The sequence below is a fragment of the Frigidibacter sp. SD6-1 genome, assembly GCF_030143255.1.
Classification (GTDB): domain Bacteria; phylum Pseudomonadota; class Alphaproteobacteria; order Rhodobacterales; family Rhodobacteraceae; genus TMP-24.
The window spans coordinates 393931-407145 of sequence record NZ_JARJNR010000001.1 but is presented as its reverse complement, the minus strand read 5'-3'; the positions used below and the strand labels follow the sequence as shown (position 1 = coordinate 407145).

15 protein-coding genes are annotated in these 13215 nt (G+C 65.6%); 3 read left to right on the top strand and 12 right to left on the bottom strand.

Going from position 1 to position 13215, the window contains the following annotated elements; all coding sequences use genetic code 11:
- Position 1: 1 nt before the first annotated feature.
- From scpB to P0645_RS01945, 9 genes are all read right to left on the bottom strand, one after another.
- Positions 2-580 carry an SMC-Scp complex subunit ScpB gene (scpB, locus tag P0645_RS01985; protein ID WP_284163361.1) on the bottom strand — a complete coding sequence of 193 codons (579 nt, stop codon included), beginning with the start codon at positions 578-580 and terminating at the stop codon, positions 2-4.
- Between the two features lie 86 nt (positions 581-666).
- On the bottom strand, positions 667-1455 hold the full coding sequence (locus tag P0645_RS01980; RefSeq protein ID WP_284162873.1) for a segregation and condensation protein A: 789 nt from the start codon (positions 1453-1455) through the stop codon (positions 667-669).
- Between the two features lie 7 nt (positions 1456-1462).
- Positions 1463-2479, bottom strand: a complete 1017-nt coding sequence (locus P0645_RS01975) for a glycoside hydrolase family 3 N-terminal domain-containing protein (RefSeq protein ID WP_502854205.1) — start codon at positions 2477-2479, stop codon at positions 1463-1465.
- The gene (locus tag P0645_RS01970) at positions 2476-3507 is read right to left on the bottom strand and encodes an SPOR domain-containing protein (RefSeq protein ID WP_284162871.1); all 1032 of its coding nucleotides are present in this window, start codon (positions 3505-3507) and stop codon (positions 2476-2478) included. Before P0645_RS01970 ends, P0645_RS01975 begins: the two co-directional genes overlap by 4 nt.
- A gap of 69 nt (positions 3508-3576) precedes the next feature.
- Complete coding sequence (gene argS / locus P0645_RS01965; protein ID WP_284162870.1) at positions 3577-5322, bottom strand: arginine--tRNA ligase; 1746 nt, start codon at positions 5320-5322, stop codon at positions 3577-3579.
- A 167-nt stretch (positions 5323-5489) separates the two neighbouring features.
- On the bottom strand, positions 5490-6566 hold the full coding sequence (locus P0645_RS01960) for an ABC transporter ATP-binding protein (RefSeq protein ID WP_284163360.1): 1077 nt from the start codon (positions 6564-6566) through the stop codon (positions 5490-5492).
- An 11-nt stretch (positions 6567-6577) separates the two neighbouring features.
- Positions 6578-7390 (bottom strand): ABC transporter permease, encoded by an 813-nt coding sequence (locus tag P0645_RS01955; protein WP_284162869.1) that lies wholly within the window; start codon positions 7388-7390, stop codon positions 6578-6580.
- Entirely contained in the window at positions 7387-8280 is an 894-nt protein-coding gene (locus P0645_RS01950; protein ID WP_284162868.1) for an ABC transporter permease, read from the bottom strand. Before P0645_RS01950 ends, P0645_RS01955 begins: the two co-directional genes overlap by 4 nt.
- A gap of 173 nt (positions 8281-8453) precedes the next feature.
- Complete coding sequence (locus P0645_RS01945; protein ID WP_284162867.1) at positions 8454-9866, bottom strand: aminotransferase-like domain-containing protein; 1413 nt, start codon at positions 9864-9866, stop codon at positions 8454-8456.
- Positions 9867-9976: 110 nt separating this feature from the next.
- Between P0645_RS01945 and P0645_RS01940 the strand changes: the two genes are divergently transcribed.
- A complete protein-coding gene (locus P0645_RS01940) occupies positions 9977-10189 on the top strand; it encodes a DUF1127 domain-containing protein (protein ID WP_284162866.1) in 213 nt (70 codons plus the stop codon).
- Between the two features lie 103 nt (positions 10190-10292).
- A complete protein-coding gene (locus P0645_RS01935) occupies positions 10293-11102 on the top strand; it encodes a PhzF family phenazine biosynthesis protein (protein ID WP_284162865.1) in 810 nt (269 codons plus the stop codon).
- 64 nt (positions 11103-11166) lie between these two features.
- On the opposite strand, the gene rpsI is transcribed toward P0645_RS01935, so the two are convergent.
- Both rpsI and rplM read right to left on the bottom strand, forming a co-directional pair.
- On the bottom strand, positions 11167-11655 hold the full coding sequence (gene rpsI, locus P0645_RS01930; RefSeq protein WP_267634619.1) for a 30S ribosomal protein S9: 489 nt from the start codon (positions 11653-11655) through the stop codon (positions 11167-11169).
- A 2-nt stretch (positions 11656-11657) separates the two neighbouring features.
- Positions 11658-12122: a 50S ribosomal protein L13 gene (rplM, locus tag P0645_RS01925; protein ID WP_284162864.1), complete on the bottom strand. Its 465-nt coding sequence runs from the start codon at positions 12120-12122 to the stop codon at positions 11658-11660.
- Positions 12123-12407: 285 nt separating this feature from the next.
- Here rplM and P0645_RS01920 point away from each other — a divergent pair, with 285 nt between their 5' ends.
- A complete protein-coding gene (locus P0645_RS01920; protein WP_284162863.1) occupies positions 12408-12632 on the top strand; it encodes a hypothetical protein in 225 nt (74 codons plus the stop codon).
- Between the two features lie 89 nt (positions 12633-12721).
- On the opposite strand, the gene P0645_RS01915 is transcribed toward P0645_RS01920, so the two are convergent.
- Complete coding sequence (locus P0645_RS01915; protein ID WP_284162862.1) at positions 12722-13177, bottom strand: PaaI family thioesterase; 456 nt, start codon at positions 13175-13177, stop codon at positions 12722-12724.
- Positions 13178-13215: the final 38 nt, after the last annotated feature.

Below are 13215 nucleotides of genomic sequence, written 5' to 3'. Positions count from 1 at the left end.
ATCAGTCCTCAAACAGTTCGGTCTGGCCCGCCATCTCGCCCTCGTCTTCCTCGCCAAGAGAGGTCGTGCCGGGCATCGGCCGGTTGTCGAGAAGCCCCGCCGCGCGCAATTCCTTCAGCCCCGGCAGGTCGCGGGCGGATTCAAGGCCGAAATGATCGAGGAAACGCGGCGTGACGACGAAGGTCACCGGGCGGCCCGGCGTCATCCGGCGGCGGCCAAGGCGGATCCAGTCCAGTTCCAGAAGCTGGTCGATCGTGCCCCGGCTGACGGCGACGCCGCGGATTTCCTCGATCTCGGCGCGGGTGGCGGGCTGGTGATAGGCGATGATCGCCAGGGTCTCGATCGCAGCCCGCGACAGTTTCCGCGTCTCGACCACTTCCTTCTGCATGAGGAACCCAAGGTCGGGCGCGGTGCGGATCGCCCAGGCATCGCCCACGCGGGCGACATTCACACCCCTGCCCTCATAGCGCTTTCTCAGGTGAACCAGGGCCTCGGCCGGATCGCAGCCATGCGGCATGCGCTGCGCGAGGTCGGCGACCGTCACCGGCTCGGCGGTGGCAAAGAGGATCGCCTCGACCATCCGTTCCTGTTCGGCAATCGGCGGCGCCTCGAAGAGGCTCTGTTCCTCGGGCGCTTCTTTCTGGCGGTCTGGTGTGGCGGCGTCGGTCAATGGCTTTTCCGGCGAAGGGTGATGGGCGCGAAGGTCTCGGCCTGTCTTAACTCGATCTGCCCCTGCTTGGCGAGTTCCAGTGACGCCGCAAAGGTCGCGGCGGTGGCGGAGCGGCGGCGGAGGGGATCATGCGCCCAGCCGTCGGGCAGATAGCCCATGAGATCGGTCCAGTCGCCCGCATAACCAATGAGCCCCCGCATCCGGTCAAGCGCCTGTTCCATGGTGAAGACATGGGTGCGGTCGAAGGCGAAGGGGCGGAACTCGTCGCGGGTGCGGATGCGGGCATAGGCCTGCATCAGGTCGAGAAGCGTCGCGCTATACTGGGTGCGGCGGACGCGGGTGACATCCTCGGTCAGGCCGCGCGCGAAGAAATCGCGCCCCAACTGGTCGCGGGCCATAAGCCGGGCGGCGGCTTCGCGCATGGCACCCAGCCGTTCCAGCTGGAAGGCCAGGTGGGCGGCCAGTTCCTCTCCGGTCGGGCCGTCCTCGTTCGGGTCGGGCGGCAGGAGAAGGCGCGACTTCAGGAAGGCGAGCCAGGCCGCCATCACGAGATAATCCGCGGCCAATTCGATCCTGAGCGCCTTGGCCTTGTCGACGAAGGCCAAGTACTGCTCGGCCAGCTGCAGGACAGAAATCCGGCGCAGATCGACTTTCTGGGTGCGCGAGAGTGTCAGAAGAAGGTCGAGCGGTCCCTCGAACCCGTCGACATCGACGATCAGTGCCTCGGCCGCCAGCCGCTCGCCGACCGACACGGGGTCTTCCTGAAAGAGGCTCGGGTCGGACATGCGTGCGTCAGCTTCCGGTCGGGGCGAGGATCGTCCGAAGTTCGGCCATGAGCGCACTTTCGTCAATGGGGTCGGGCGTCGCGCGGCGGGCGAGCGCCGCCTTGGCGCGCGCCGGTCCGCCCGCGTCCAGCGGGCGGGCGGCACCGGCGACCTCGATCATCTGCGCCATGTCGCCCTTGCAATGCAGCGCGACGTCGCAGCCCGCGGCGAGGGCCGCGCTCGTTCGGTCGGCAAGCGTACCCGTCAGCGCTTCCATGTTCAGATCGTCGCTGAGAAGAAGACCCCGAAAACCGATATCCTCGCGGATGACGCGGACCATGCGCGGCGACTGGGTCGAGGGGTGGTCGGGGTCGCAGGCCGGCACCATGATATGGGCGGTCATGCCCATCGGCAGGTCGGCAAGCGCCCGGAAGGGCGCGAAGTCGGTCCGCGTCAACTCGTCCACAGGCGCGGCGGCGACCGGCAGGTCGTGGTGGCTGTCCACCACGGTTCGGCCATGGCCCGGCATATGCTTCATTACCGGAAGGACGCCGCCAGCGAGAAGGCCGTCGGCGGCCGCCCGAGCGGCCCGGGCGACCGTGTCCGCGTCATAGCCGAAACAGCGGTTCTTCAGGAACGGATGGGTCTCGGGCCAGGCGATATCGCCCGAGGGCGCGCAATCGGCGTCGATCCCGACCGCACGCAGTTCCTCGGCGATCAGCCGGTAGCGTATCCAGATGCCGCGTTCCATGCGCTCGGGGTCGGACTGCTCGACCTGATCGAGTGGCGGCAGCCATTCGCGCCAGTGCGGCGCGCGCAGCCGCTGGACCCGCCCGCCCTCCTGATCGACCAGCACCGGCGCATCGCGACCTACCGTGGCGCGCAGGTCACCCGTCAGGCGGCGCAGCTGCTCGGGGTCTTCCACATTGCGGGCGAAAAGGATGAAGCCAAGGGGATCGGTCTCGCGAAAAAAGGCGGCCTCGGCGGCGCCAAGCACCGGCCCCTCGCAACCGAAGATCACGGCAAGCGGAGCGGCGGCCATCAGCGCACGGTGACAGCGACGCAGCGACCGTCGGCGTTCAGCGCGGCACAGAAACGGCGCGCCTCGTCCCGATCGGCAAAGCCCATGACACGCAGCCGGTAGAAGGTCTCCTGCCCGCGTGTCGCCGGTTCGATCACCCGCGCCTTGCCGGTGAAGAGCGCGCCGAACCGCGCAACCTCGGCGGTCCAGGCGGCCTTTGCCTCGGCCTCGGACGGATAGTCGCCGATCTGGGCAAGCGTCGTCCCCACAGCGATAGCGGCGGGGGCGACATCCTCGACCGGGCGGTCGGCGGCGGCGGAGACAAGCACAACCTCGGGCCGCATCGGCATAAGCCCCGCAGGCTTCGCGACCGGGATGAGAGAGGTGGAAACGCCCGGCACCGACGCGTCGATCGCCTCGGACGCAACCTCCTCCAGCGGCTCGAAAGCATTGGCTTCCATCAGCGCCGCCTCGATCGAGGCGACCTCGACCGATCCGGCCTCGACCATCTCCAGTTCCGGCGCGTCGAGCGGCTCGGCCGCCTCCTCGGGCAGCGGAAGTTTCAATCCCTCGGGCGCCGCCGTGGCCGCTTCGAGCGAGGGGCTCGGCCGGACAGTACCGATATTCGGCCCGGGCATAGCGGCGAGCGGCGCAAGCGGCGAGCCGGCAGTGACCTGCAGCGCATCCGACGCGGTATCTTCGTCGCTCAGCGTGGCCGCGCGCGGCGCGAGCACCAGAAGGTCGGCCGCGGCCTCCGCCTCGCCTTCGGCGGCGATCATATTCACGGCAAGTCCCTGATGGTCGGCAAGTTCGCCGCCCGGATTGTCCGGCGCCACCCGCGCCGGTCCTTCGGGCGCGGCGATCAGGGGCACGCCATGGATCTGGCGTTGCGCAAGCTTGTAGCCCCAGACGACCACACCGGCGATCAGCGCGACGGAAACCAGCCCGCCCACCGCCCGCGCCCATGCCCCCGCGCGGCCCGGTACGGCCGCAGCCGCGCCATAGGCCTCGGGCACCTCGGGATAGACCTCGTCTTCCTGCCAGACCGTCATCGCCGTCCTGTCATCCGGCGCGCCCCGCCGCAACGGAACCGCCCTGCTCCGCCGGCGGGCGCCATGTGATCAGCGCATTTCCTCGACCGGCTTGACGCCCAAGATAGCAAGACCCGCCGAAATGACAACGCCCGCCGCCCGCGCCAGCGCGATTTTCGACTGGCTGAGCGCGGCATCGCCCTCCTGCACGAAGCGGAGCGACGTATCGTCATTGCCGCGGTTCCACAGCGAATGCAGCTCGGACGCGAGTTCATAAAGATAGAAGGCCACGCGATGCGGCTCCTGTCCCTTGGCGGCGATCTCCACAAGACGCGGCCATTCGGCCATTTTCTTCGCCAGCGCCAGTTCCGCCTCGTGGCCGTTCAGCGACAGATCGGCCGCGATCAGCGTCGCATCGTCGGCCGCGATCCCGGCCTCGGCGGCCTTGCGCAGGACCGACGACACGCGCGCATGGGCATATTGGACATAGAAGACCGGATTGTCCTTCGACTGTTCCAGAACCTTGTCGAAATCGAAATCCAAGGGCGCGTCGTTCTTGCGGGTGAGCATCACGAAACGCGTCACATCGGCGCCTGCCTGTTCGACGACATCGCGCAGCGTCACGAACGTCCCCGCCCGCTTCGACATCTTGAAGGGCTCGCCGTTCTTGTAGAGCTTCACCAGCTGGATGAGCTTCACTTCCAGCGGCACGCGGCCATTCGACAGCGCGGACACCACGGCCTTCAGCCGCTTCACATAGCCGCCATGGTCGGCGCCGAGGACGTCGATCAGCTGATCGAAGCCGCGCGTGACCTTGTCGTAGTGATAGGCGATGTCGGGGGCGAAATAGGTCCAGCTTCCGTCCGACTTCTGCACCGGCCGGTCGACATCGTCGCCATGCGCGGTCGAGCGGAAGAGGGTCTGTTCGCGCTCTTCCCAGTCCTCGGGCAGCTTGCCCTTCGGCGGCTCGAGCACGCCCTCGTAGATCAGGCCCATGTCGCGCAAAGTCTGGATCGCACTTTCGATCTTGCCGGTGCCGTAAAGCGCCTTTTCCGAGGAATAGACGTCCATCTTCACGCCCAGCGAGGCCAGATCCTCGCGGATCATCGCCATCATCCGTTCGGTCGCGAATTCACGGACGTCGGCCAGCCAATATTGCTCGCCCTTGTCGAGAAGCGTATCGCCGTACTTTTCCTTCAGCGCCTCGCCGACCGGGATGAGATAGTCGCCCGGATAAAGCCCTTCACGGATTTCCGGCTCCAGCCCATGCGCCTCGCGATAGCGCTCATAGGCCGAGCGCGCCAGCACATCGACCTGCGCGCCGCCGTCGTTGATGTAATATTCCCGCGTGACCTCGTGGCCCGCGAAGGCCAGAAGCGAGGCGAGCGCATCGCCGAAGACCGCGCCCCTGACATGGCCCACATGCATCGGCCCCGTGGGGTTGGCCGAGACGAATTCGACATTCACCCGGGCGCCGCGCCCCAGGTCGGACCGGCCATAATCCTTTCCCGACTGCAGAACCTTGCGCACCAGCCCCTGCCAGACGGTGGGTGCGAGTCGCAGGTTCAGGAAACCCGGGCCCGCAACCTCGGCCAGCGTCACGCGCGGATCGGCGGCAAGCTTCACCGCGAGCGCCTCGGCGATCGCGCGGGGCTGAAGCGCCGCAGGCTTCGCCAGCACCATCGCGGCATTGGTCGCCATGTCGCCATGCGCCGCATCGCGTGGCGGCTCGACCGCGACGGCCGTGAAATCCAGACCGGCGGGCAACGCACCTTCGGCAGTCAGCGCCGCGAGGCTCTCGATCACCAGCGCACGGATATCGGAAAACAGGTTCATCACTTTCCCCTTTGATCAAAGCGGGGATGCCAGAGCGGCCCGATGGCGTCAATGGCAGCAAGAAAGAAGGGGGGCGCTGCCCCCCTCGCCCCCCGAGGTATTTATGCCAAGATGAAAGCACATGATTCATCTTGGCCCAAATACCTCCGCCGGAGGCATTGAAGTTTCTAGCGGAACAGCACCAGTGCCGAGGGGCTCCAGGCAACGCGGGCCTTCGCGCCGCGGTCGAGCACCGGGCGACCGGGCACGTTGCGCATCGACAGTCGCGCGGGCGCGTCGACGCCATCAAGCTTGACGTCGTAATAGGTCATGTCGCCGTAATAGACGACTTCCTCGATCAGTCCGGTCGCCTCGCGGTCCGTCGCGGTCTGGCCATCATAGAGAAGGGTCAGCGTCTCGGGCCGGAAGCCCACCGACGGTTCCTCGCCGCGGTTGCCGCCCGGCGCCTGCCGGGCCGAGATATGGCAACGGCCGAGGCCCTGCACATCCACGTCAATCTCGCCGTTCGCTTCGCCCGCGACCTTCGCGGGCAGGAAGTTCATATGGCCGATGAAATCCGCCACCCGGCGCGAATTGGGCAGGCGGTAGAGCGTCTCGGGATCGGCGAGCTGGGCGATCTCGCCCTCGAACATCACCGCGATCCGGTCGGACATGACGAGCGCCTCTTCCTGGTCGTGCGTCACCAGGATGAAGGTGATGCCCACCTGACGCTGCAGCCTGATCAGTTCGACCTGCATGTTCTCGCGCATCTTCTTGTCGAGCGCCGAGAGCGGCTCGTCGAGGAGCAGGACCTTCGGCTTGAGGATCAGCGCGCGGGCAAGCGCCACGCGCTGGCGCTGGCCGCCCGAGAGCGCATGCGCCGCGCGCGCCCCGAAGCCCTTGAGGCCGACCATTTCCAGCGCCTCGGCCACCGCCCTGTCCTTTTCGGCCTTGGGGCGCGGATCGCGGCGCAGGCCGAAGCCCACGTTCTGCTCGACCGTCAGATGCGGGAAGATCGCATAGGACTGAAACACCATGTTGGTCGGCCGCTTGTTGGCGGGCACGCCCTCCATATGCTTGCCGTCGATCATCACGACGCCCGAGGTGATATCCTCGAACCCGGCGATCGTGCGCAGGAGCGTGGTCTTGCCACAGCCCGACGGCCCGAGAAGCGAGAAGAACTCGCCCGCCTTGATGTCGCAGTTGATGCCCCTCAGCGCATGATAATCGCCGTAGTATTTCTGGACATCTTGCAGGTGGATCATAGCGTCTTTGCTCACAGGAAGCCTCCGGAATCCTTGCCACCGGTCTTGGCGACACCACGGCGGCGGAAATATTCAGCGATGATGAGAAGCACGATGGACACGGCCACGAGACAGGTCGCGACGGCCATGATCACCGGGATTTCCTTGGGGAAACGAAGCTGCGAGTAGATATAGACCGGCAGCGTCGGCGAGGTGCCGCCAATGAAGGCGGCCAAGATGAATTCGTCCATCGAGATCGTGAAGGAGATCAGAAGGGACGAGATGATGCCAGGAAGCACCAGAGGCAGGATGATCAGCCGGAAGGTGGAGAACTTGCCTTCGCCGAGGTCGTAGGCCGCCTCTTCCAGTGATTTGTCGAGGCTCTGGAAGGCCGCCGACAGGATGGCGATCGCGAAGGGCGTGCAGATCAGCGTATGGCCGAGGATGATCGTGGTGAGGCCGAGGCCAACGCCCATCTGCAAGAGGATCACCAGGATCGCCATGGCGACGATGATCTCGGGCAGGACGAGCGGCAGCATGATCATGGCCATGATCGCGCCCTTGCCCCTGAATTCGAACCGCGTCGAGGCGCGGGCGGCGAAGATCGCGAGCGTGGTGGCAAGGATCGCCGTCGAGCCCGCCACGATCAGCGAATTGATCACCGCCTGATGCAGCTGCCCCTTCTCGGCCATCAGGGCAAACCATTTGGTAGTGAAGCCTTTCAGCGGGAAGGCGATGATCGTGCCGTCATTGAAAGAAAAAATCGGCAGAAGGAAGATCGGCGCGTAAAGGAACGCGAGATAGAGGATGGCGTAGAGCCTCAGACCGTTACCTTGCGATTTCATTTCTTCACCCTCAGGAAGCGCGCGTTCGCCAGAACGAAGACGGCCGAGATCACGCCGACGATCAGCATGGCCGAGACGGCGACGGCTGAGCCAAGCGGCATGTTGTCGATGGCGAGGAGCTGTTTCTGGATGACGTTGGCAATCAGGGGGATCTTGCCGCCGCCGATGATGTCGGGCGTTACGTAATCGCCCACCGTCGGGATGAAGACGATCAGGACCGCGCCCACGACGCCCGGAACCGCGAGCGGCAGCGTCACGCGCCAGAAGGTCATCAAGGCGCTTTCGCCCAGATCGCGGCCTGCCTCCAGCAGGGAACGGTCGATCTTTTCCAGCGCCACGAAGATTGGCAGGATCGCGAAGGGCGCGTAGGCATGCGCAAGCGTGACGACGATCGCGCCGACATTGACGTTGATCCAGGTCAGCGGATCGTCGATCAGGCCGATCGACTTCAGCCCCGAATTGACCACGCCGTTATAGCCAAGGATCACTTTCCACAGGAACACCCGCACGAGGTACGAGGTCCAGAACGGGATGGTGATGAGGAAGAGCCAGAGCGATTTCCTGTTCGGCGCCACATGGAACGAGACGAAATAGGCGACCGGGAAAGCCAGCACCACGGTCGCGAGCGTCACCATGAACGAGACGAAAAGCGAGCGCAGCATGATCGCCCGGTAGATCGGATCGGTCCAGGCCTCGATATAGTTCTTCAGCGTGAACTGATGGATGACTTCGCGCACGCCGGAGCCGTCGGTCTGGAACGACAGATAGACGACGGTGGCAAGCGGTGCGGCCAGAAGCAGCAGTGCATAAAGCGCCGTCGGGCTGATCAGCGCATAGCCGTTGAAGGCGGGCGAGCGGGTCAGGCGCCCCCAGTTTGATCGTTGTTCCATATCCCCATCCCTGCGGGCGGCGGCCGTTCACGGCCGACATTCTCTCCCCTTGATCGCACAGGTCGCGCGATGTGGGAAGCGTCTTAGCACAGGCAGGAACGCGAGGCAAAAAATTTGATCATTTTATTTCGAAGCTTCGAGAGAGCCGGGTTTCCCGTGCGATTTCAAAGACTTCAGACAGGAAGATCGTCAGGCGGACTGTCGAGAAGCTGCGCCAGGCGGGTGATGGCCGCAGTAAAATCGGCTTCCGCTATCGCGCCCGCAAGCGCGATTCTCACCGCATTCGGGGCCCGACCATCCACCAGCGCATATTCGTCGGCCGACCGGATCAGGATGCCGTTCGCCTCCGCCTCGCGCGCGAAGGTCGAGGCGCGCCAGCCCCGCGGCATCGGCAGCCACAGAAAGCTGAGGCCGGGTTGCCAGCGCAGTTCATGGCGTCCGAGCAGATTCACCGCGATCTCTTGCCTGCGCGCGAACGTGGCCTGGACACGGTCGCGAAGCCGCGCGGCCTCGCCCGACCGGAAAAGCGCATAGGCGATGTCGGAGACCGGGCGCGGCAGCCCGAAATAGCTGTGCTGGGCGGCCAGACGCGCCGCCTCGCCCAAGCCCGTCGGGCAGATGACCGCGCCGAAGCGCAGACCGGCCGAGACGCTTTTCGACAGGCTGGTGATATGCCAGGTCCGCTCCGGGGCAAGCGCGCGCAGGGCCGGGCCGCTGGCGGAAGCGACCGAATAGCAATTATCCTCGACGATCTGCAGGTCGTGGCGGCGGGCCACACGCACGATCTCTGCCCGTCGCGCCAGGCTCATCCGGGCGGTCGTCGGGTTCTGCGCCTCGGGAGTGATACATACAATGCGCCCGCCATAACGGCGGCAGGCGGCGTCCAGCGCCTCGGGCACCATCCCCTCTTCGTCCAGCGTGACGGGGACGACCTCGGCCCGGTTCAGGCGCGCCGCGCGGCGGAAACCGGCATAGGCCAGTTCCTCGCAATAGATATGGGGCCGTTCACCCCTGAGGCAGCATTGCAGGGTGATGCCAAGCGCGTTCTGCCCGCCGAGCGTCAGCGCAATCTCTTCCTCGGTGAAGGGCCCCAGTGCCTGATCGCCCAGCCAGTCGGCATAGGCCATGCGCAAGGGAACGTCGCGGCGCAATGAGGGGTATTCCAGATGATCCTGCCCCATCTGCCCGGCAATCTGCACCAGGATCGCCGAAATAGCCGCTGTCTGCCCGACTTCGGGCAACTGGGGAGAGCGCAGGTCGATCAGGTTGCTCGCGCTCAATCCCAACCGTTCGGCCTCGATCTCCTCAAAGATCGGCTGGGTGGGGCCGAGGCGCGGCGCGCGCGCGGCGACGAAGGTGCCGCGCCCGACCGTCGCCTCCAAAAGCCCCTCCTGCGTGACGATCTGATAGGCCCGGGCCACCGTGCCGGGCGTGATCGACAAGGCCCAGGCCAGTTCACGCACCGGCGGCAGGCGCGCGCCTTCGGGCAGCGCGCCCGAGCGCACCGCATCGCGCAGCGCATGGCACAGTGCCAGGTACTTCGGCCCGTCGAATTGTGTCAGGTCTGGACGCCAGATCTTGCTCATCACGATCCCTGATTGTCATGGTCACAATGTTTCTCTGGCACATTGTAGCACGGAATTGTAGTGTTTCAATGTCGATATGACAGATTTGTATCAATACAATAGGTGATGACATGACCAGCCTCAGCAAACAAGCCCTCCGCCCGATCGCTTCCGGCCGGCAGACCGGCCTCGTTGCAACGGCAAAGGCGATTGTCACCCTCTGGCGCACCCGCCGCCAAAGCCGCCGCGCCCTTCTGGTGCTCGACGATCATCTGCTGCGCGATATTGGCCTCGACGCCCACCGCGCCCATGACGAGGGCATCAGGCCCTTCTGGAGAGACTGACCGTCGGCCCGCCCCACAGGCTTCGCTAACCCCAGAGCGAAAGCCTCTTCCTCGGCCGGGCCCTGCCCGGCCTTTTTTTGCCCGACTGCGCCCGCGAGGTCTCATGCAAAGCTTCACAATGTATCAGGTCGACGCCTTCGCAAGCCGCCCCTTTACGGGCAATCCCGCCGCCGTCCTGATCCTCGACCGGCCGTTGGAGGTGCGCCTGATGCAGGCCATCGCCGCCGAGAATGCTTTGTCCGAGACGGCGTTCGTGGTCGGGCGCGATGGCGCCTACGATATCCGCTGGTTCACCCCCAGCCACGAGGCGGCCTTCTGCGGCCATGCGACGCTCGCCGCCGCGCATGTCCTTGCCTCTGCATACGGCGCCGAGGGCGCGATGCGATTCGCAACGCAGAAGGTCGGCGCGCTGACCGTCTCGCGCCTGCCCGACGGACGCTATGCGCTCGATCTGCCCCGCCTCGACCCTGCGCCCGCCGAACCGCCAGAGCTTTTCCGGCGCATCTTCCCAGGCGGCTGGCGGCGCGCGGTACGGAACTTCGAGAACTGGTTCGTCGAGATCGAAAGCCCCGAGGCGGTCTCTGCCTTTCAGCCGCCCCTGCAGGTGATCGCAGAAACGGGCGAGACTGGTCTTTGCATCACCGCGGCGGGCGGCACGACGCAGACGGGCGAACCGGTCGATTTCACCTCGCGCTATTTCTGCCCCGGCGGCGGCATCGACGAAGACCCGGTCACCGGATCGACCCACGCCAGCCTCGCGCCCTTCTGGGCGGAGCGGCTGGGGCGCAACGACCTGACCGCCTTTCAGGCCTCCCGCCGCGGCGGCGAGATCGGCGTGCGTGTCACGCAGGACCGCGTGATCCTGAGCGGCAGGGCGGTGACCTTCATGAAGGCGCAGATCTTTCCGGGCTGACCCGCGCAAAAGGAAACGGCCGCAATCGCTTGCGGCCGTCTGTCCTGAGGTCCGAAAGACCGGATCAGCGCTTCGAGAACTGGAAGCTGCGGCGGGCCTTGGCCTTGCCGTACTTCTTCCGCTCGACGACGCGGCTGTCGCGGGTCAGGAAGCCTGCCGCCTTCAGCGCGCCGCGAAGCGAGGGTTCATAAAGCTGCAGCGCTTTCGAGATGCCGTGCTTGACCGCACCGGCCTGGCCCGAAAGACCGCCGCCCGCGACGGTCGCATAGACGTCGAACTGGCCTTCCACATTGGTGATCTGGAAGGGCTGGCGCAGGATCATCTGCAGCACGGGACGCGCGAAGTAGCTGTTGATGTCCTTGCCGTTGACCATGACCTTGCCGGAGCCCGGCTTGATCCAGACGCGGGCGACCGCGTCCTTGCGCTTGCCGGTGGCATAGGAGCGGCCGAGCTTGTCGCGCTGCGGCGCGCGGGGCGCGGCTTCGGCGGCGGCGGGCGCGGCGGTCGAGACGGCGGCTTTCAGATCGTCGAGGGACTTGATTTCGTCGGCCATCTTCATGCGCTCCGGGTGTTCTTCGGGTTCATCGACTTGACGTCGAGGACTTCGGGGTTCTGCGCCTCGTGCGGATGGGCGGCACCGGCGTAGACACGCAGGTGGGTCATCTGCTGGCGGCCAAGGCGGTTGCGGGTGATCATCCGCTCGACGGCCTTAGTCACCACGCGCTCGGGATGGTTGCCTTCCAGCACCTGCTCGGCGGTGCGGAACTTGATGCCGCCCGGATAGCCGGTGTGCCAGTAGTAGCGCTTGTCGGCACGCTTGTTGCCGGTCATCTGCACCTTGTCGGCGTTGATGACGATGACATTGTCACCCATGTCCATATGGGGGGTGAAGGTGGCCTTGTGCTTGCCACGCAGACGGTTGGCGACGATCGTCGCGAGGCGGCCCAGAACGACGCCTTCGGCATCGATCAGGATCCACTTCTTCTCGATCTCCGCCGGTTTTGCGGTATAGGTCTTCATTGTCAGCCCTTCGAGTTCGGGATCTTTCAGGCGGCTGCGAGGCCGCCCGGAATTCGGATGGGGGCTTTTCCCCGATCTCTGCCCGCCGGTCAAGGGCGCGCTCCTTTATTTAATATAGCAATTTCAATGCATTAAAAAATAGGTATTATTTTACCCCAATTTCCACGATGCGCAGGAGCCACATCAGGGCCGGACGAATGGTCCGTGCAGGCGCCCAAGGCGTGACAGAAGGCCAGGCTTGTGGTCTCCTTCCCTACAGATGTCCACCAGCCCGACCGATCGCGCATGCCGCCCACCGGATCCAAGAGCGACAAGACCCAACCCGTCAAGCGGCGCTGCAACCGCTGCCATGGTTTCGGGCGCGCGCCCTGCCGGATCTGCGCCGGCAAGGGCCAGGTGCTGATGGGCACCGACGTATACGGCAGGGCCAAGTTCGAACGCTGCGGCGGCTGTTTCGGCACCAAGACCACGCGCTGCGCAACCTGCGGCGGCGACGGGTTCGTGACCTGAGGGGGCAGGCCAGCCGGATTTCGGCGCGAAATCCGGGTCGGAACCTTTCAAAGGTTCCGGTGCGAAATCTTTCAAGATTTCGGTCGCCTTCAGGCCGAGGGCAACGCTTGCGGGCGTTCGGGCGGGATCGAATAGGTCATCGACGCCCGCGCGACCGGCGCCTCGCTGCCCTCCGACCGGATCAGCACATCGCCAACGACAAGCACCCGCCCCAGCTTCAAAAGCCGCGCCTCGGCGATCAGATCGCGCCCGGCTTCGGGTTTTCTGAGGAAATCGACGCTTGCACTGGTGGTCACCGCGAGCGCCACCGGCCCGATCCGGGCGAGAAGTGCGAGATAGACCGCAACATCGGCCAGCCCGAAGATCGACGGCCCCGAGATGGTTCCGCCCGGCCGCAAATGCCGCTCGCCCACCTTCAGACGGATGACGACCCCGTCCTGCGTCAACCGCTCGACCGCAAAATCGCCGCGCACCTGCGGGAACTCGCGCTCGATGAAGGCGGCAAGGTCGGCCTCGCTCATCACGGTCTCGGCAATCGTCGGCATCTTCCCTCCCCGCGCGTCTGGCCCTAGAGTTCCCTAAG